The organism is Streptomyces sp. NPDC058872 (assembly GCF_042743065.1).
Lineage (GTDB): Bacteria > Actinomycetota > Actinomycetes > Streptomycetales > Streptomycetaceae > Streptomyces.
In genome coordinates, this window is sequence record NZ_JBHYMK010000016.1 from 90,297 (window position 1) to 108,692 (window position 18,396).

The 18,396-nt window shown below is 72.6% G+C and carries 15 protein-coding genes and 1 pseudogene; 7 read left to right on the forward strand and 9 right to left on the reverse strand.

The features are described 5' to 3' along the window. Nucleotides 1-149 precede the first annotated feature (149 nt). Nucleotides 150-2,870 (forward strand): FAD/NAD(P)-binding protein, encoded by a 2,721-nt coding sequence (locus tag ACFW22_RS13035; protein ID WP_386402502.1) that lies wholly within the window; start codon nt 150-152, stop codon nt 2,868-2,870. 116 nt (nt 2,871-2,986) lie between these two features. On the opposite strand, the gene ACFW22_RS13040 is transcribed toward ACFW22_RS13035, so the two are convergent. From ACFW22_RS13040 to ACFW22_RS13065, 6 genes are all read right to left on the reverse strand, one after another. Beyond that, complete coding sequence (locus tag ACFW22_RS13040; RefSeq protein ID WP_386402430.1) at nt 2,987-3,796, reverse strand: alpha/beta fold hydrolase; 810 nt, start codon at nt 3,794-3,796, stop codon at nt 2,987-2,989. 82 nt (nt 3,797-3,878) lie between these two features. Next, entirely contained in the window at nt 3,879-4,550 is a 672-nt protein-coding gene (locus ACFW22_RS13045; RefSeq protein WP_386402504.1) for an HAD family hydrolase, read from the reverse strand. Nucleotides 4,551-4,576: 26 nt separating this feature from the next. After that, entirely contained in the window at nt 4,577-5,662 is a 1,086-nt protein-coding gene (locus tag ACFW22_RS13050; RefSeq protein WP_386402432.1) for an ABC transporter ATP-binding protein, read from the reverse strand. Nucleotides 5,663-5,665: 3 nt separating this feature from the next. Next, entirely contained in the window at nt 5,666-6,586 is a 921-nt protein-coding gene (locus ACFW22_RS13055; RefSeq protein WP_386402434.1) for an ABC transporter permease, read from the reverse strand. Further along, nucleotides 6,574-7,467: an ABC transporter permease gene (locus ACFW22_RS13060; RefSeq protein WP_386402436.1), complete on the reverse strand. Its 894-nt coding sequence runs from the start codon at nt 7,465-7,467 to the stop codon at nt 6,574-6,576. Before ACFW22_RS13060 ends, ACFW22_RS13055 begins: the two co-directional genes overlap by 13 nt. Continuing rightward, entirely contained in the window at nt 7,467-8,579 is a 1,113-nt protein-coding gene (locus tag ACFW22_RS13065) for an ABC transporter substrate-binding protein (protein ID WP_386402506.1), read from the reverse strand. The genes ACFW22_RS13060 and ACFW22_RS13065 overlap by 1 nt, the downstream gene beginning before the upstream one ends. Before the next feature lie 293 nt (nt 8,580-8,872). On the opposite strand from ACFW22_RS13065, the gene ACFW22_RS13070 reads away from it, so the two are divergent. The 6 genes from ACFW22_RS13070 to ACFW22_RS13095 all read left to right on the forward strand — a co-directional run bounded on the left by ACFW22_RS13070 (nt 8,873) and on the right by ACFW22_RS13095 (nt 13,798). Next, the gene (locus tag ACFW22_RS13070) at nt 8,873-9,625 is read left to right on the forward strand and encodes a GntR family transcriptional regulator (RefSeq protein ID WP_386402438.1); all 753 of its coding nucleotides are present in this window, start codon (nt 8,873-8,875) and stop codon (nt 9,623-9,625) included. A 197-nt stretch (nt 9,626-9,822) separates the two neighbouring features. After that, the gene (locus tag ACFW22_RS13075; protein WP_386402440.1) at nt 9,823-10,734 is read left to right on the forward strand and encodes a peptidoglycan-binding protein; all 912 of its coding nucleotides are present in this window, start codon (nt 9,823-9,825) and stop codon (nt 10,732-10,734) included. A 231-nt stretch (nt 10,735-10,965) separates the two neighbouring features. Continuing rightward, nucleotides 10,966-11,346 (forward strand): VOC family protein, encoded by a 381-nt coding sequence (locus ACFW22_RS13080; protein WP_386402442.1) that lies wholly within the window; start codon nt 10,966-10,968, stop codon nt 11,344-11,346. Nucleotides 11,347-11,486: 140 nt separating this feature from the next. After that, entirely contained in the window at nt 11,487-12,014 is a 528-nt protein-coding gene (locus ACFW22_RS13085) for an NUDIX hydrolase family protein (protein ID WP_386402508.1), read from the forward strand. Nucleotides 12,015-12,118: 104 nt separating this feature from the next. Continuing rightward, nucleotides 12,119-12,787, forward strand: a complete 669-nt coding sequence (locus ACFW22_RS13090; RefSeq protein ID WP_386402444.1) for a HEAT repeat domain-containing protein — start codon at nt 12,119-12,121, stop codon at nt 12,785-12,787. A 6-nt stretch (nt 12,788-12,793) separates the two neighbouring features. Further along, entirely contained in the window at nt 12,794-13,798 is a 1,005-nt protein-coding gene (locus ACFW22_RS13095) for a HEAT repeat domain-containing protein (protein ID WP_386402446.1), read from the forward strand. 48 nt (nt 13,799-13,846) lie between these two features. Here the strand turns inward: ACFW22_RS13095 and ACFW22_RS13100 are convergent. The 3 genes and pseudogenes from ACFW22_RS13100 to ACFW22_RS13110 form a co-directional block, all read right to left on the reverse strand. Then, nucleotides 13,847-15,388: pseudogene (locus ACFW22_RS13100) on the reverse strand (TROVE domain-containing protein); the annotation flags it as partial. Between the two features lie 295 nt (nt 15,389-15,683). Next, nucleotides 15,684-17,147, reverse strand: coding sequence for an MFS transporter (locus ACFW22_RS13105; RefSeq protein ID WP_386402448.1), 1,464 nt, complete (start codon nt 17,145-17,147; stop codon nt 15,684-15,686). A gap of 2 nt (nt 17,148-17,149) precedes the next feature. Continuing rightward, on the reverse strand, nt 17,150-18,394 hold the full coding sequence (locus ACFW22_RS13110) for a M20 family metallopeptidase (RefSeq protein ID WP_386402450.1): 1,245 nt from the start codon (nt 18,392-18,394) through the stop codon (nt 17,150-17,152). Between the last annotated feature and the right edge of the window lie 2 nt (nt 18,395-18,396).

Sequence of the window (18,396 nt, forward strand, 5' to 3'; positions counted from 1 at the left end):
TCCCGCTCTCCGATGGCGTTGTCCAAATCCCTCGTTGTCGATTCACTTTGTTCATCGACATAGTGAACTTCGCCCGACCCCCTGCCCGTTCCGTGTCCGCTCCGTCTCCGGAGGTGCCCGTGGCATCCCCTGCCCGCCCCGCCCCTGCCGTGTCTTCCTCCTCCGACCTTCCGCGACCGACCGTCGCGGTCGTCGGGGCGGGGGCAGCCGGCGCGCTCGTCGCCGTCCAGTTGTGCGAGACGGCGGCCCGGCGGCGCACCCCGCTGGACCTGGTCCTCGTCGACCCCGCCCCCGAGGCGGGCCGGGGCGTGGCCTACTCCACACAGGACGTCGATCACCGTCTCAACGTCCCGGTGGGCGGAATGAGTTGTTATCCCGACGATCCGGGCCACTTCCTGCGCTGGCTCGCGAACCACGGGGAGCCCACCGCCACCGCCGCGGACTTCGCCCCGCGGTACCGCTACGGCTCCTACCTCGCCGACACCCTCGGCCGCGCCATCATCGCCGCCCACGGCACGGTCTCCGTGCGACGCCTCCGCAGCAGGGCGACCGGCTGCTCCGAGACGCCCGAAGGGCGGTTCCGGCTCGCCCTCGGCGCCGACGGGACGGTGACGGCGGACAGCGTGGTGCTCGCCACCGGGCCCGCGCAGGGGTCTTCCGCCTGGGCACCGGACGGACTGCTCGGCTCGCCCGGGTTCATCTCCCGCCCCTGGTCGCCCGGCGCGCTCGACGAGGTGGCGGACTCGGATGACGTCTTGCTGGTCGGCACCGGGCTCACCGCCGTCGACCTCGCGCTCGTCCTCGACCGCCCAGGCCGTACCGTGCACGCCGTGTCCCGCACCGGGCTGCTCCCCCAACCGCACGCCGTCGCCCCGCTGCCCGCCGTCCTACCGCCCCCGGACCTTCCCCTTCTTCCGCTCGACCGCTTGCGCAGGGAAGTGATGCGGTACGTCGCCGAGACCCGCCGCACCCACGGTGACTGGCGCCCCGCCTTCGACGGGCTGCGTCCCTGGGTCGGGCAGCTGTGGCAGGGCCTCACCCACGAGGAGAGGGCCGAGTTCCTCGGCCGCGACGCCACCCCTTGGAACGTCCACCGACACCGCATGGCCCCCTCCACCGCGGAGACGATCACCCGGGCGCGTGCCGCGCGCCGACTCCGGATCCACGCGGGCAGGATCGCCTCCGCCGCACCGCGCCGGGACGGCGGTCTCCACGTGTCCTTCGCCGACGGCCGCGAACTCGACGTGGCATGGGTCGTCGACTGCACGGGCCCGGGACTCGCGGCCGATGCCGGCGGCGACCCCTTGTGGCGGGGGCTGCTCTCCGACGGTCTCGCGGTGCCCGGCCCCCTGGGCATCGGCGTCTCCACCCACGCGGGATGCCTGCGCGACGGCACCGGGCGCGTCGAACGACCGTTGTTCACGCTGGGTGCGCCCCGCCGCGGCGAGCTGTGGGAGACGACCGCGATCCCCGAGATCCGGGCACAGGCCAAGGAGGTCGCCGAGGCCGTTCTCGCCGCGCTGCCCCACGGTTCGCGGTCGATGGCACGGCGCCGTCCGACCGACCAGTTCGGGCTGTCGCTGTCCACGCACGCGGCTGCCGCCGCCGCGTACCGCAGCGGACTCGGGCGGGTGATCACCGTACGGGCCAAGGCGGCGGAGGCCTTCGCCCGCTCGGTCGAGCTCGACCCCGGTTTCGCGCTCGGCCATGCCGCACTGGCCCTGCTCGGTCACGAAGGCGGTGCGGACGTCGACGTCGCCCGCGCGCTCGCGGACGCACAGCGCAGCGTGCGTGACCGGGCGGACGACCGGGAGCGGTCGTTCGTCGACGTCGTGACGCGCAGGATCCGTGGCCATGCGGCGGACGGACGGGGGAACGGCGACGCGGTGGACGGCGACAAGGCCCTCATCGACCATCTGACCCGCTTCCCGGGCGATGCCTTCGCCCTCGGCATCGCGGTGCCCACCATCGCCTTCGCCGGAGTGGGAGACCTCGACGGCACGCTCGCGCTGCGCCTGGTGGAGGACACCGCGTCCGCGTACGAGGGCCACTGGTTCCACACCTCGCTGCTCTCCTTCGTCCGCCAGGAGCAGGGGCGGATCGACGAAGCGGGGGAGCTCGCACGGATGGCGCTCTCCGTGGAACCCTCCTCCGGCCACGCCGTGCACGCCCTTGCGCACGTCCATTACGAGTCCGGGGCGCACCGTGCCGGACGGGACTGGCTGGACGACTGGATCGGCAGCCGGGGGCGGGGCGCCGTCCACCGGGCCCACTTCTCCTGGCACGTGGCACTCCACGAGCTCGCCCTCGACGACTCCGCGGCCGTGCGCCGTCGTTGGTTCGCGCAGCTCGCCCCGGGCCAGGTGAACGGGGTCAGGGCCCTCGTGGACTCCGGATCGCTCCTGTGGCGGGCCCGCATGTCGCGGAACTGGGCCGGTCGACTGCCGGCCGACGGCGTCCTCGACGCCGTCGCCCGCGACCTGGTCGAGCGTCCATCGACCGCTTTCACCGCCCTGCACGGCGCCATCGCCCTCACGGCCGCGGGCGACCTGCCCGCGCTCCGCCGGCTGCGTGACCATGCGGCAGGCGCGGACTGGGTCCAGCGGGAGGTGGTCGTTCCGCTGTGCCGTGCGTTGGAAGCCGTGCTGGAAGAGGAGTGGGCCACCGCGGTGACGGAACTGCGCGGGTTGCTGCCCTCGCTGCGTCGGGTGGGGGGCAGCGCGGCGCAGCGGGAGGTCGTCGAGGAGACCCTGCTGTACGCCCTGGTGGAAGCGGGCCACCGCGACACGGCCCGCCGCCTCCTGGAGGAGCGCCTCGACCGGCGGGCTTCTCCCCTCGACCGCCGCCGGTTGACCGGGTTGGGGGTCTGAGCGGACCGCTGCGGCACGGGGCCGGCGCTGCGGGCCGGGCCGGATCCCGGCCGTTCCGGCTCCGGCCCCAGGGTCGGAGCCGGGGCACCCGGGCCGGGGTGCGGCCGCCGAGGGCTTCAGAAGCGGTCGGCGGCGAAGGCCGCCAGGTCGCGCAGGACGCGCTCCGGATCCTCCCAGTACACGAGGTGGCCCGCTCCCTCGTAGACGAGGAGGCGGGAGTCGGGGATCGCGTCGAGGATCGTCTGTTGGTCCGCGCGGTTCAGGAGCGGGTCCTGGTCGCCCCAGACGACCAGGGTGGGCACCAGGATCCCGGTCAGGGTGGCCCGGAGATCGGCTTCCAACAGGCCCCGTAGGGTTTCCCGCCAGACCCTGGCCGGAGCCTTGAGGCTCTCGTCCACGACGGTCTTCAGGAAGCCGCGCCCCACGGGGGTTGCCGTCAATCCGTCGGCGAGGTCCGTTGCCAGTGCGCGGTCCACGGGGTCCTTCAGCTCCCTCACGGTGTTCCAGAACTCGCCGACCCGGGGCTTGTCGGCGAGTGAGCCCGGCACGCCGAGCAGGACGAGGCCGGAGACCCGGTCGGGTCGGCGGCCCGCGAGGATGCGGGCCTGGACCCCTCCGCTCGATCCGCCGACGAGCACCGCGCGCTGCAGGCCCACGCTGTCCATGAAGGCGAGCAGGTCATCGGCGAAGTCGTCCGGCCGGTAGCCGTCGGACGGCTTGTCGGCATCGCCGTGGCCCCGCTGGGTGGGGGCATAGGCGTGCAGGCCGGGGAGCATGGCACGGAGCATCGGCTCGAACGTCCACCAGGAGTCCAGGTAGCCGTGCACCAGCACGATCGGTGTGCCCTCTGGACGCCCTGCTTCCGCGTACGGGAGCATCGGGCGCCCCTCCCCCAGGACGGCGTTGTGTACGGCGACGGCGGCCATCGCGGCCCTCCTCACCTCGCTCTCCCCAGCATAGGGAGGAGTGGGGGAAGGGGGCACTCGGAGCCGCGCGGCCGGCTCCGGTTCATCCGCCGGAGCGGTGCCCCGTCCGTCGGTCGCTCCGGCCCGCGGTTCGGTCACGGACGTAGCCGCGGAGGTCGTCGAGGGACACCCCGTCGAGGCTGTCCGCAAAGATCCGCTCCGGGCCCGGAGGGACCGGGAGGAGGGAGGGGACGACCAGGACGGTGCAGCCGGCGGCGTCGGCCGAGGCCGTGCCGTCCGGTGAGTCCTCGACGGCGACGCAGGCGGCGGTCGGGACGCCCAGTCGTTCGGCTGCCGTGCGGTAGGGGTCGGGGTGCGGTTTGGTGCGCGCGGTGTCGTCGGCGGAGAGGGTGAAGGCGAAGGGGACGTGCGCGAGCGCGCCTCCCACCACCGAGTCGACCACCGACCTGGGTGATGCGCTCACCAGTGCGAACGGCACGCCCGCGGACTCCAGTGCGCTGAGCAGCCGCTCCGCTCCGGGGCGCATCGGCGCTCCTTCGTCGACGCGCTGCTGGAAGGCCGTGGTCAACTCCGCCGCGATCCCTTCGGCGCCGGGTGTGCCGGTGGCGCGCGCGAGGTGCGCCGCGGTGTCCACGACGGCACGTCCGACGACCTCGGGCGCGTCGGCGTCCGTGAGCCGGTGGCCGAGTCGGTCGGCAACCTCCTCCGTGGCCTGCCACCAGAGGACCTCGGTGTCGACGAGGGTGCCGTCCATGTCGAAGAGGACGGCGGCGAGCGCGGTCACCGTTCCGTCCTCGGCACCACGAGGGCGGGGTGCGGGGCGAGGCCGATGGTGGCGCGGGTGCCGGGGGTCAGCTCGGTCGCGTCCCGCGACGGGAGGTCCGCCTTGACCTGTGTGCCGCGGTCGTCGAGGTGGACGCGGGTGACGGAACCGAAGAAGGAGGTGGAGGTGACGACGGCCCCGCCGTCGGCCTCGGCGGTCACGGTGACGTTCTCGGGACGGACGAGCACCTCGACGTCCGGGGTGGCGGGGACGTCGCCGTCGATGGGGAGGCGGCTGCCCGCGGCCTCCACGAGTCCGGAGTCCGTCAGCCGGCCCGGCAGCCGGTTCATGGTGCCGACGAACTCGGCGACGAAGGCGGTGGCCGGCCGGCGGTACAGCTCGGCCGGGGCGGCGCACTGCTCCAGCCTTCCGGCATTGAGGACGGCGACGCGGTCCGCCATGGACAGCGCCTCCTCCTGGTCGTGGGTGACGAACACGGTGGTGATGCCGAGGGAGAGCTGGAGCCGTCGGATCTCCTCCCGGAGGGTGAGCCGGACCTTGGCGTCGAGGGCGGACAGGGGCTCGTCGAGGAGCAGGACGCGGGGCCGCAGGGCCAGGGCCCGTGCCAGTGCCACGCGCTGTTGCTGACCACCGGACATCTGGTGGGGATAGCGGTCGCCGTGCTCGGGCAGGCCGACCAGGTCGAGGAGTTCGGCGGCGCGGGCGTGGCGCTCGGCCTTCGCGTTCCCGCGCACCCGGAGGCCGAAGGCGACGTTGTCGCGGGCGGTGAGGTTGGGGAAGAGGCTGTACGACTGGAAGACCATGCCGGCGTCGCGCCGGTTGGCCGGCACCTGGGTGATGTCCGCCCCGTCCACGAGGACCTCTCCTGCGTCGGGGCGTTCGAAACCGGCGAGGACCCGGAGCGCCGTGGTCTTGCCGCAGCCGGACGGGCCGAGCAGGGCCAGGAGCTCGCCCGGCTCGACGGTCAGGTCGAGTCCGTCGAGTGCGACGGTGGTGCCGAAGGCACGGCGCAGGCCCCGGAATTCGACGCGGGCCCCGGTGGCGGGGGTGGACTCCGTCCGTTCCGCTGTTGCAGAGGTCATGGGTCAGGACTCCTTGCGGGAGGTACGAGGGGCTCCGGGCGTGCTGGTCGGAGCCGTTCCGGCCCGGGACAGGACGAGCAGCAGCAGCCAGGTGATGAGCAGGCTGAGGAGGGAGACGGCCACCGACATGCGGGCGTGGGCGCCGGAGATGGAGACGATCCACACGGCGAACGGTCGGAAGCCGAGGATCGAGGCGATGGTGAACTCGCCGAGGACCAGGGCCAGGGTCAGGAAGGCGGCGCCGGCGAGCGAGGAGCGCAGGTTGGGGAGGATCACGCGGAGCATGACGTACGGCCAGCTCGCGCCGCAGTTGCGGGCGGCCTCGACCAGGGTAGGCACGTCCACGGCGCGCAGCCCGGCGTCCAGGGAGCGGTATACGAACGGCAGGGCCATGACGGTGTAGGCGAGGACCAGGACGGCGGGGAAGTCCTCGTTCTGGACCGCGAGGAAGGTCTGGTACAGCGGGGTCCGCGACAGGTGGTCGGGGCCCCAGCGCAGTACCGTGCTGATGCCGGTGACGAGCGCGATGGGCGGGACCACCAGCGGCAGCATGCACATCACTTCGACGACCGGCCGCAGGCGCGGTGCGCCGAGTCGGACGGCCACCAGGGCGGGCACCGCCAGCAGCAGGGCCAGGGCGATGGTGGCGGCGGCGAGGCCGAGGGACAGCAGCAGGCTCTCGACGAATCCGTCGGCGGCGAGCAGTGCGGTGTACGCCTCGAAGGAGACGCCCTGCCCGGGGGTGTGCACGGTGAACACGAACGACGCGACGAGCGGGACGAGGAAGTACGCCCCGCCGAGGACGAGGACGAGGCCGCGCCAGAGGCGGGGACGACGCCCGGTCCGTACGCGCGCGGCGGGCCGGGGCGCCCGCGCCGCGGACTTCCGGTCGACGTCCGGAGCGGTGGGGGTCATCGCAGCCATCGTGCGCTCCTGCGCTGGAGGGGGAGGTAGACCGCCATGACCAGGCCGGCGATCAGGATCATGTCGAGGCCGAGGGCGAGCGCCACGTTCTCCTGGCCGACCAGGACGTTGCCGGAGAGGGCGTCCGCGATCTTCAGGGTGACCAGGGGCACGGATCCTCCGACGAGCGCCGCGGCCGTCGCGTGGGCGGCGAACGCGGTCCCGAAGAGCAGCACGAACCCCCCGAGGAGGGAGGGCGCCAGGACGGGGATGCCGACGTGGCGCCAGTACTGCCGGTTGCCGGCTCCTGCGTTCTGCGCGGCCTCCCGCCACTGGGGGCGCAGACCGTCGAGGGCGGGAAGGATGACCAGGACCATGAGCGGTACGAGGAAGTACAGGTAGACGACGGCCAGGCCGCCGAAGGAGTACAGGTTCCATCCGAGGTCGGTCAGGTCGGCGAGTTGGGTGACCACGCCGGAGATGCCGAGGGTCGCGACGAAGGCGAACGCCAGGGGAACGCCACCGAAGTTGGCGAGGACCCCGGAGGCGGTGAGGACGGCGTTCCGCAGTGCCGGGGACCGGGAGGTGACGATGGCCTGGGCGATGAACACTCCGAGCACCGAGCCGATCAGGGCGGTGAGGCCGGAGAGTTGCAGGCTGCCGAGGAGGGATCCCAGATAGGGGCCCTGGAGCGAGCGGCTCAGGTGCTCGCCGGTCAGCACGGTGGCGCCGGTGGTCGGATCGGTGCGGGTCACCGCACCGAACAGAAGGGCGCCGAGGGGCAGTCCGAAGCACAGCCCGGTGAAGAGGATGAGGGGGAGGGCGGCGAGCCAGGTGCGGGGGCCGCGCCGCCGGCGGCGGGGGCCGCCGGCGGTTCCCGGGGTGGGGGCGGTGGACGACATCAGGAGAGGGCCTTGTCCCACTTCTCGGCGAGGGTGGCCTTGGCCTTGTCGAGCTCGGCGGAGGCCGGGAAGGCGGGGGTGCCGTCGACCTTGGGCAGCTTGGCCACGAAGGTCTCGTCGGCGGTGCCGTCGGCGGTCATGGCCGGCAGCAGGACGGGACGGGCGTACCCCTTGAGCCAGAGGTTCTGCCCCTCGGCGCTGTAGAGGAACTCCATCCACAGACGGGCGGCGGCGGGGTGCGGGGCGTCCTTGTTGACGGCCTGGGAGTAGAACTGCGCGTACACGCCGTCGCTGGGGACGGCGACCTGCCAGTCGACGCCCTTCTCCTTGAACTGGTCGGCGTAGCCGGCGTTGAGGTAGTCCCAGTCGATGCTGATGGGCGTCTCGCCCTTCTCGACCGTCGCCGGGGTGGACTCGACGGGAATGAAGTTCCCGCTCTTCTTCAGCTCGCCGAAGAAGTCGATGCCGGGCTGGATGTCCGCGAAGGATCCCTTGTTGGCGAGGGCCGCCGCGTACACGCCGCCGAAGGCCGAGCCGGACTTGGTCGGGTTGCCGTTGAGGGCGACCTTGCCCTTGTACTCGGGCTTGAGCAGGTCGGCGAAGGTCTTCGGGCAGTTCGGAATGCGCTTGGCGTCGCAGCCGATGGAGACGTAGCCGCCGTAGTCGTTGTACCAGAGGCCGGTCTCCTCCTTCTGCCCGGCGGGGATCTTGTCCCAGGCCTCGACCTTGTAGGGGGCGAAGAGGCCTTCCGCCGCACCGCTGCGGGCGAAGGCGATGCCGAGGTCGAGGACGTCGGGCGCGCGCTTCTGGCCCTTGCGGGACTTGACCGCGGCGATCTCGTCGGAGCTGGAGGCGTCCGGGTTCTCGCTCTCGATCTTGATGCCGTACTTGGCCTCGAACGCCTTGATCACCTCGCCGTAGTTGGCCCAGTCCGGCGGGAGCGCGATGACGTGCAGGGCGCCTTCCTGCTTCGCCGCCTTGACGAGGGCGTCCAGGCCGCCGAAGTCCGCGGCCGATGTCGCGGTGGCCGCCTTCCCGCCCTCCGCGCCGGCCGCGCCCTCGGGGGCGGCACCACAGGCGGTGACGGTGGTCAGGACGACGGCGCCGAGCAGGACGGCGGCACCGCGGACGAGGGTTCTGCGCACGGGTTCTCCCAGGAGCGAGTGATGGAACTTGTCTGAACAAGCCGCCCTTAGTTCGCCTGCACTTCCTGTCCAGAACATGAACGGGACATGGCGACTTCCACACGACTCCCGGAAGAGCCGGTTGTGGTGAACCGCAGGTGGAGCGAGTGAACTTGGGAGGTTTCCGCGATACCGCACCCCATAGAAACCTCGGGTTAGGGTGGACACCGGGACGGCACGACCGGTGACCGTATGCGCACAGCTGCACGTGACAAGGGGACATGGTGACGGCGCTCTACTTGGAGATCGCGGAGGAGCTCCGCCGCTCGATCATCGGTGGCGAGTATCCCGTCGGCTCGCGGCTACCGTCCGAGAGCGACCTCGCCGAACGCTGGTCCGCCTCGCGGGGCACAGTGCGCCAGGCCGTCGCCCTGCTCACCTCGGAAGGGGTCATCGGTTCGCGTCAGGGCGCCCGCCGCATCGTGTTGCGCAGGGAACGTCGGCACAGCTTCGCCGAGCTCCACAGCTTTGCGCAGTGGGCACGGACCATGGGTTACCGCTCCTCCAGCCGCTTCCTCCACCGCGAGCGCCGCACGGCCAGTCCCGAGGAGGCGCGCCGTCTCGCCCTCCCGGAGGGTGCCGGGGTCCTGGACGTGCTGCGACTGCGCTGCCTGGACGACGAGCCGGTGATGCTGGAACGCACGGCGTACGCGGAGTGGGTCGCCCCCACGGTCGAATCCCTGCCCGCCGACTGCGCCTCGATCATGGACAGCATGGCCGAGGAGGCCGGGATCGTGGCCCATTACGGCGAGCACCTCATCGACGCGGTCCCGGCGGGGAGCGACGACGCCCGCCTGCTCCGCGTTCGCCGCGGGAGCCCCCTCTTGCGCCAGCGACACCTGACCAGCAACCAGGACGGTCGGCCCATCGAATGGACCGAGGACCGCTACCGCGCGGGAAGCGTCACCTTCAACGTGAGCAACTCGGTGGGCACGGCCCCCCTGATCCGGGACGCCGGCTCGCTGTTGGCGTGAGTCCCCGCCGGCGGGGCGGTGCACTCCGACCCCTCCGGTGTGAGCTGCATCACTTATTAAGTGTTGTTTAAGAATGGCCGTCGTGGAAGTACCTCTTTCCCTTGTTTTGGGCGCAGTTGACGCTTGCCTTGACCGGCAGTCAAATTCTTCTCGATCTCGCGCCGCCTTCCACGGCTTCACCCCATCTGGAGCATCTGATGCGCAACAGGACTGCCCCGCCCACAGCAGTCACCCACGGCGCCCCCTCGGCAGCGTCGCGCCCCGCGCAGGAGGACCTCGTCTTCGGCAAGGTCGCCGAGCCGGGCGGCGACGGGCCGGGGGCCCGCACGCAGGACGTCGAGATGTTCGATTCCACGGCCCCCGTGGCGGAGGGCTCCCGACGGGCGGGATCGCACGGGCGCCACGGCACGGGGCGGCCCCGGCACACGCGGAAGGCAGGGGGGCGGCGAAGGACCCCGCGGGAGCCCGGGCGCGAGAAGCGGGTCGGCATGTCGCTCCCCCTGCTGTTCACGGGCGCCCTCGCTGCTGGGATCGGCCTGACGGTCGGCCTCACCCCCGAGGCGCAGACCCCTCCGAACGGCGCCTCGCTCACGATGCCCGACCTGCCCGCCCTCCGGGAGGCATCGGATCCCGCACCGGTGCTCCCGGCCCGGTCCACCGGCCCGACGGCACCCGAAGCCGCCCCGACGGCGCCGGAAACGGTCCCGATCCCGTCGTCGCCCCCTCCCCGCGCCACGACCCCGACGCCGACGTCCCCCACGACTCCCCCGGTCCGGACCGCACCCACGGCTCCGACCGCCCGCCGTCCCCCCTCTTCCGCAACGCCCGCTCCGCGGCCGTCCGGGCAGTCGGAGGTGCTTGCGCTCGGCAGCACCGGCCCCGGGGTCGTGGACCTGCAACACCGGCTCCAGCAGCTGTACCTGTACCTCGGGAGGGCCGACGGGACCTTCAGCGAATCCGTGGCCACGGCCCTCACGCGCTTCCAGGTGGCCCGCGCGATTCCGGAGGAACCGGGGATGTACGGCCCGATGACCCGTGCGGCCCTGCTCGCCGAAACCAGTCGCCCCGAGCGGAAGGGCCGAGGCCACCGGAACGGTCCGCACGACTGACCGGACCTTCCGGAGACGGCCCGGGGTCGATGCCGTGCGCCCGTTCGGCGGGGCGCCCAAGGGGAAGCGCTCCGCGCGGTCCGACCGGGCACGATGCCGCCGCCCCGGCGGATCCCTCGGGCGGACGGGACCGGACGGAGGGCACGAACCCGTGCGCAAGGCGTCCAACAGGCTTTCGAAGAACACCCCGTGACACCCCATCAACACCGGTCGACACGTAAACTCGCCACCATGGCATCCCGCATCAGTGAGCTGGTCCTCGACTGTGCCGACCCCGCGCGGCTCGCCGCCTTCTGGAGCGGGGTCCTCGGCTACGTGGAACTCGGCCGGGAGGATGACGGGAGCATCGAGATCGGTCCGCCCGGGGGCTTCGGCGGTCCACAGCCCACCTTGATCCTGAGCCCCAGCAACGATCCGCGGACCGGAAAGCTCCGCCTGCACATCGACGTCAATGCCACCGACCGCGACCAGGGCGCCGAGCTGGAGCGGCTGCTCGCCCTCGGCGCCCAGCCGGTCGACATCGGTCAGAGCGGAGCCGAGAACTGGCACGTCCTGGCCGATCCGGAGGGGAACGAGTTCTGCCTCCTGCACCAGCGCCTGCGACCCCTCTGATCCGTTTCCCACCGGGCCACCCCGTCCCCGTCGAGGGACGAAGCAACCCGGTGGGGATCCACCTGCACTCCCACCCGGCTGGCAGACACGCGGCCCGGGTCGGGGCGACGCCCGGAAAGTATGATCAAGCGATGTCTGACATGACTGAGACCACGCCCGGCTGGCTGACCACGGACGAACTGGACATGGCCAGGGCCCGGATGCCGATCCTGTACGTCGAAGCCGTTCCCGTGCGCGTGGACGACAGCGGCGAAGTCACCAGCATCGGACTGCTCCTGCGGATCGGCGCGGAGGGAACGATCAGCCGCACGCTGGTGTCCGGCCGGGTCATGCACCACGAGCGGGTGCGGGACGCCCTGCTGCGGCACCTGGAGAAGGACCTCGGCCCCGTCGCCCTTCCCCGTGTCCCCACCTCCCTCCAGCCCTTCACCGTCGCCGAGTACTTCCCGACGGCCGGCATCACGCCCTTCCACGACCCTCGCCAGCACGCCGTGTCCCTCGCCTACGTCGTCCCGGTCACCGGCGACTGCCGCCCCCGACAGGACGCGCTCGATCTGGTCTGGTTCAGCCCGCAGGAGGCGGCCTCCCCCACCGTGCAGAACGAGATGCCCGGCGGCCAGGGAACGCTCCTCAAGCAGGCCCTGGCGCACGTCGGACACACGTACTGAACTCCCGCGCCCCCGCGGGGGCGCCCCCGCGGGGGCGCCCGCGCGGCCCCGCTTGACCTTGACACGGTGACAAGGTCTTCGCTGTGCAGGAGGAGGTGGTCCCGATGACCATGGCGAACGAGGGTGCAAGGGTGCAGCAGACGCTGCGGAACCTCATGAGCGGCAGCGCTTCGGTACGGCTGCGGGCGGCGCTGGCCTCGGGCACGGCGCCCGACCCGCTCCAGATCGAGGAACTCGTCCGCCGGTGCGCGGTCGAACCCGACTTCCACGTACGGGAAACGCTCACCTGGGCCCTCACCCGTCACGCGGCGGCCCTCACGGTCCCCCGGCTCATCGACGAGCTGCGCTCCCCGCGGGCACGGGCACGGAGCCAGGCCCTGCACACCCTGTCCAAGATCGGGGACCGGCGGGCGTGGCCCGCGGTCACGCGGGAGCTGATGACCGATGCCGACGAGGACGTGGCGCGCAGCGCCTGGCGAGCGGCGGTCGCGCTCGTGCCCGAAGGGGAGGAGTCGGGGTTGGCCCGCCTGCTGGTGGAACGGCTCGGACGCGGCGAACCCGAAACGATGTTGAGCCTGAGCCGGGCGCTGATCGCACTCGGCGAGCCGGCCGAACCGGTCCTGCGCACCGCGATGTCGGCCCCCGAACCCCATGTGCGCCGGCACGCGATCGCCACCGAACGGCTCGCGCGCGAGCCGGAAAGAGGATTCGACTTCGCGATCGAGGAAGCGAAACGGATCGTGGTCCTCGGCACGACCGGCCAGGAGGAATGACGGACCGTGCTGATCGGTGACGTGGCGCGGCGGTCCGGAGTCAGCGCCCGGATGCTCCGGCACTACGAGTCGCTGGGCCTGCTCCGTCCGACGGACCGCACCGGCTCCGGTTACCGCGAGTACTCCGACGAGGACGTCCAACGCATCTTCCACATCGAGAGCCTGCGCTCCCTGGGGCTGTCGCTGCGCGAGGTCGGGCGCGCCCTCGACGATCCGGGCTTCGCCCCCTCCGCGCTCGTCGACGACCTCATCCGTCAGACCCGGGAGCGCATCACGGCCGAGACGGAGCTGCTCACCCGGCTGTGTCGGATCGGCTCCTCCGCACCCGACGGTTGGCACGAGGTCCTCCAGACCGTCGCCCTCCTCCGCGCGCTCGGATCATCGAGCGCCCGCACCCGCCAGCGTGCGGCCCTCTCCTCCGCGGAAGAGGCTGCGGTCCCGGTGGAGGCCTTGGTCGAAGCGGTGCTCGGCGAGAACGATCCGATCGTCGCGGGGACCCTTTGCTGGGCCCTGGCACGGGCGGGTTCCGAGGCGCTGCCGCTGCTGGCGCCGGGGCTCGGCTCACCGGAGGCCGCCGTGCGGGAACGGGCCGTCCGGGCCCTGGTCGAGATCCCCGGCGACGAGGCGACGGCGCTCCTGCGCCACGCCCTCGCCGGCTCCGACGTCACGGTCCGTCGACGCGCCGCCCTGGAACTCGCGGCACGCGGCACGGCGGAAGGAGTACCGACGCTGATCGACATGATCGTCGAGGCGGCGACCGACGTCGACGCCGCCGACGCCCTGAGCGCGCTCGCACACGACCCCGCAACGGCGGATCGGATCGCCGGCAGCCTGGTCGACCTCCTCCGGGCCCCCGCCACACCACCGCCCGCACGCCTCCGGTTGACCCAGGCGCTCGCCGACATCCCGGGAAACACGGCGACCCGTGCGCTCCTGGAGCTCTCTCACGACGAGGACCGCGTGGTGGCGCTCACCGCGGAGTACGTCCTCGGAATGCGCGGGAGCCGGTGACGGGCACGGTCCGTCGGGGCGCGGGGACGGCCCGGCCCGGTGTCCGGCTCAAGCGGGATCGGCGGTCCACGGCCAAGCCGCCCGGCGACCGGCTTCGACGAGGCCCACCGTCCGGAACGCGGCGTCCGTGAGGCCGCCGAAGGTGTGCCGGTGGGGGCCTGCAGGGGTGGGGGCCGGCCGGTATCCCGCAAGGTTCCAGGTGTAGACCGGGCCCCCGGTGGGGACCGGTTCGGCCGACCCGCTGCTTCCCCGCCGGGCCCGGGGGCCACCGGGGTCGTGAGGAGCCGCCTGCTCGTCGGTGACGATCAGGACGCGGTCGTGTCCCCGGTAGTGCTTCCGGAGTGCCGTCTCGGTGTAGGTGCCGCCGAGGCAGCGGAAGCGCTTCAGCACCTCCAGCACGGACTCTCCCGGTACGAACGGAACCGCTGCGCTGCCCCAGCCGAACTCCACCAGGTCCGCCTGCTCGGCACGCATCGCCACCGCGGTGCCGAACACGGCCGCCGCGTCCGCCCCGGTCAGTTCGGACCGCTCGGAGAGCGTGTCCCAGAACATGGAGTCGGACCGGTCCACCAGGACCAGGGTGCGGCCGGTCAACGAGGGGACGTTGGCCAGCGAATGACCGAGTGCCACCTCCAGCGCGACCGCCCAGCGCTGCGACGGCGCGTGCCGATGGGCGGCCAGGCAGCGGAAGGGAAGCTGTCGGAAGCGGGCGACCTCGACGGGGTCCGAGAGCCGTGCGGCAACCCGTTCCGCCACGGTGTCGGAGACCCCTGCCCCGTCGAAGTTCCGCAGGTTCCGCAGGAGCGCCATCGGTCCCATCGTGGGGATCACGGCTTCCCAGAAGGCGGCGTCCACCGGCCCGTGGAGCCACCCCGCGAGGAACTCCCGGGTGACACCCGCCTCGGCCAGCCGCGCGGCACCCTCCGGCCCGGTCACCAGCGCCCGCCGCCCGTCCCGGGCCGACTCCCGCAGGGCCTGGTGGGCGGTCAGCATGCGGTCGGCGGCGGGCGGAACCGCTCCGTCGGGGTGGTGGCGGCGGTCCAGGGCGTAGCGGAAGAGCTCCCCCTACCAGGGCTTGTCGGGGTGCGGCGAGGCGTGCACCAGGTTGAGCACGTCGCCGAAGCGGAAGTCCCTGGAGGAGGTGTCCTACTTGAGCAGGGACCGGGAGGCGTAGAGCCGGCGCACCGCGTCGGCGACGCCCCGTTTCACGGGCTTCGGAACGTTCCGTCCGTACGTCGACGTCCAGTGGGCGAGCAGTTCGCCGGGCTCGTCCGCGCGTTGCAGGACCGAGTCGACGACGGAGCGGTGGGAAGGGCCGCCGGACTCCCCCGCCCGGAGCCGGGCCGACGCGTATGCGGCGGCTCCGACCAGGGAGGCCCTGCGCATGTTGCCCTCGGTGCGGAGCCAACGCAGGAGGCCTGCCGTCCACTCGGGGTCCTGCACGGCGAGTTCCCGGACGAGACGGACGAACCGGTCCTGACGCTCTTCGCCGGTCCCGTAGAAGGTGTGCTGGGAGGCGAAGTTTCCGACCGCGGGGAGGAAGAGTTCTCCTCGGGGCTCCCGGACGAAGGCCCGACCGCCCGCGTGGGTGGTGGAGTGTGACGAGGCAGCAAATCCCCCGGTGGTGAAGGGCGGGACGGTCCCGGCCGCAGCGGCTGCGGGACGGTGGGTCGGGGCCCGGGCGACGGGCCGAACGCGGCCGCGCCCACCGAGGTCAAAGGAGGCGGCGGCATCACTTGAGTGTCAGAAGGAAGGAGCCGCAGCCCAGCGCACCGGAGGCGCGGTCGCGAGCACACGGTACAAGATCCGTCCGACCCCGCACCCATGGTTAAGGACCGTACCGTGATCCGCGGTGGTTCGGGAGGGCGGGCCCGGGGCCGGCGGTTCAGCCGGCGGGAGCGGCGGGCCGAAGCGTTTCCACGACCGGGGACGGGTCTTCGTGGCGGCGGGCCAGCGCACTGCACACGGCCGCCAACAGGGCGCAGGCGGCACCGGCGAGCCAGACGGCCCGGTAGCCGTTCTCGCCGGGCTCACCGGTCGCGGAAGAGGTGAACGCGCCCAGGAGCGAGGCGAAGACGCCGCCCGCGACCGCGCCCCCGAGGGTCTTGACGTTGTTGTAGAGGGCAGCGGCGATCCCCGTGCGGGACGGGTCCGAGGCTTCGACGATCACGGTGGGCATGGCCCCGAGCGCCAGGCCGATGCCGAGGCCCAGGAAGAAGGATCCGGCCGCCATGTGCCACACCGCCGCGTGGAGCAGGGCGTACTGGAGGAAGGCGGTCGCCACCAGGGCGAAGGCCACCACCAGGGTGGGGCGGTAGCCGATGCGTCGTGCGACGGCCGCGGTGGCGAAGGAGCCGAGGACGGCTGCGCCGTAACCGGGCAGCGAGACCAGTGAGATCGCCAGGGCCGACATCGCGAACCCGTATCCGACGGCTTCCGGGTCAGCGGCGAAGAAGGTGGCGTTGGGGGCCTGGCTGCCGAAGTAGAAGATGCCGAAGAGGAACGCTCCGAGGTAGAAGGGCGCCGCTTCCCGGCTGGCGAGGGCGCGGACGTCCACCAGCGGTTCGTCGGCGCGGAGCTCCACGAGGACCCAGACGGCCAGCAGCACGATGCCGAGGAGGAGCGGGCCGAGGACCGCGGGGCCGCCCCAGGCACCGTTCTTCGCGGCACCGACGCCGCTCAGCAGGGCGAGCACCGCCGTGCTGAGCAGCGTCACGCCGGGCCAGTCGACCCGCCCGCTCGCCCGGCCGGTGGACTCGGGCACGGCGACGAAGGAGACCGGTACGCAGATCAGCGCGAGGACCGCCGGTACGAGCAGGACGAGGCGCAGGTCGGCCACGGCGGAGCGGAGGAGGCCCATGACGACTCCGCCCGCGAGGGAACCCAGGGCGAGCGATCCCACCAGGAGGGCGATGGCCTTCCGGGCATCCGCGACGGACAACCGGTCCCGCACGAGGGCGATCTCCAACGGGAGGAGTGCGGCGAGGGGCCCCTGGAGGAGTCGTCCGCTCAGGACGAGGGGGTAGCTGTCGGCGAGCGCGACGATCAGGGTTCCCGTTGCGACCAGGGCCAGTGCGATCCGGAGCAGGCGTCGATGACCGTGGAGATCACCGAGGCGTCCGAACAGGGGCACGCAGACGGCTGCCGCGAGGAGTTGGACGGAGACGATCCAGTTGGTGTCGACGGCGTCGATGCCCAGGCGGGTGGCCAGATCGGGCAGGAGGGGGGTGATGCCGGCTTGCAGGACGCCGCTGGTGACCTCGAAGAAGACCAGCAGCCCGACGACCGCGCCGACGGCGGGAACGGGGAGCGGAGCGGCGGGCCCTCTCGGCCCGGTGGTGCGCGGCACGGTCACTCCTGGGAGGTGGGGGCGGTCGGGGAAGCGGCGGCGGGCGGCAGGGACGCGGCGCGGGACAGGCGCCGGAGGGCCAGCCCGGCGAGCAGGGCGGCGGCGTGCGGCAGCGCGCCGTCGTCGTAGACGGCCTGCGGCGAGTGGTTCATCGGGGCGGTCGCGGGGTCGGTGCCGGGCGGACAGGCACCGAGTCCGAGGAAGGCCCCCGGCACCTCGCGGAGGACGAACGAGAAGTCTTCGGAGCCGGCCAGAGGCGTCGGGGCGGCGAAGACCCGGTCCTCGCCGAGGACGCTCCGGGCCGTTTCGAGGGCGAACGCGGCTTCTCCGTCGTGGTTGACGGTCGGCGGGTACTGGTGGACGTAGTCGATGTCCACACCGACGCCGTGGGCGGCGGCGACGCCGTGCACGGTCCGCTCGAAGGCCGTGCGGACGGCGGCGCGCGCACCGTCGGAGAAGGTCCGGACGGTGGCGGAGAAGCGCCCTGAACCGGGAATGACGTTGGCAGCGGTACCTGCCTCCAGTCGACCGACCGTGACGACTGCGGGGTCGAAGATGTCGACCTCGCGGGTGATCAGGGTCTGTAGGGCGGTGACCATCGCGCACAGCGCGGGCACCGGGTCGACCGCGGCGTGCGGGGACGAACCGTGGCCCCCCGCTCCCCGTACCGTGACGTGCACCGTGTCGGAGGCGGCGAGCACGGGACCCGGTCGGGTGGTGGCGAAGCCGGTCGGGGCGCCCCGGGAGACGACGTGCAGTGCATAGGCGGCGACGACCCGCTCCCCGGCCGCGTCGAGCACGCCCTCGTCGATCATGAGCTTCGCGCCGCCCTGTCCCTCCTCACCCGGCTGGAACATGAGCACGACGTCCCCGGCCAGCTCCTCGCGACGGGCCGCGAGCAGGTGTGCGGCGCCGACGAGCCCGGCGGTGTGCAGGTCGTGACCGCACGCGTGCATCCGGCCGTCGAGGACGGAGGCGTACGGAAGCCCGGTGTCCTCCTGGACCGGAAGGGCGTCCATGTCGCCCCGCAGCAAGACCGCGGGGCCCGGACGACCACCGCGCAGGACGGCCGTGATCGAGCTCAGGGAGCTGCCCGGAGTGATCTCCAGATCGAGCCCGTCGAGGGCGGCGACCACCTTCGCCTGGGTGAGGGGGAGGTCGAGCCCCAACTCCGGTTCCCGGTGGAGGGAATGGCGCAGTGCGGCCAGGACGGGGGTCAGAGCGTGTGCGTCGCGCAGTAGAGACATGT

Coding starts and splice junctions, on each gene's coding strand:
- ACFW22_RS13085 (WP_386402508.1), top strand. CDS start 11,487: ATGACTGAGACCACGCCCGGCTGGCTGACCACGGACGAACTGGACATG.
- ACFW22_RS13060 (WP_386402436.1), bottom strand. CDS start 7,467: ATGTCGTCCACCGCCCCCACCCCGGGAACCGCCGGCGGCCCCCGCCGC.
- ACFW22_RS13045 (WP_386402504.1), bottom strand. CDS start 4,550: ATGGACGGCACCCTCGTCGACACCGAGGTCCTCTGGTGGCAGGCCACG.
- ACFW22_RS13070 (WP_386402438.1), top strand. CDS start 8,873: ATGGTGACGGCGCTCTACTTGGAGATCGCGGAGGAGCTCCGCCGCTCG.
- ACFW22_RS13050 (WP_386402432.1), bottom strand. CDS start 5,662: ATGACCTCTGCAACAGCGGAACGGACGGAGTCCACCCCCGCCACCGGG.
- ACFW22_RS13055 (WP_386402434.1), bottom strand. CDS start 6,586: ATGGCTGCGATGACCCCCACCGCTCCGGACGTCGACCGGAAGTCCGCG.
- ACFW22_RS13080 (WP_386402442.1), top strand. CDS start 10,966: ATGGCATCCCGCATCAGTGAGCTGGTCCTCGACTGTGCCGACCCCGCG.
- ACFW22_RS13090 (WP_386402444.1), top strand. CDS start 12,119: ATGACCATGGCGAACGAGGGTGCAAGGGTGCAGCAGACGCTGCGGAAC.
- ACFW22_RS13110 (WP_386402450.1), bottom strand. CDS start 18,394: ATGTCTCTACTGCGCGACGCACACGCTCTGACCCCCGTCCTGGCCGCA.
- ACFW22_RS13040 (WP_386402430.1), bottom strand. CDS start 3,796: ATGGCCGCCGTCGCCGTACACAACGCCGTCCTGGGGGAGGGGCGCCCG.
- ACFW22_RS13075 (WP_386402440.1), top strand. CDS start 9,823: ATGCGCAACAGGACTGCCCCGCCCACAGCAGTCACCCACGGCGCCCCC.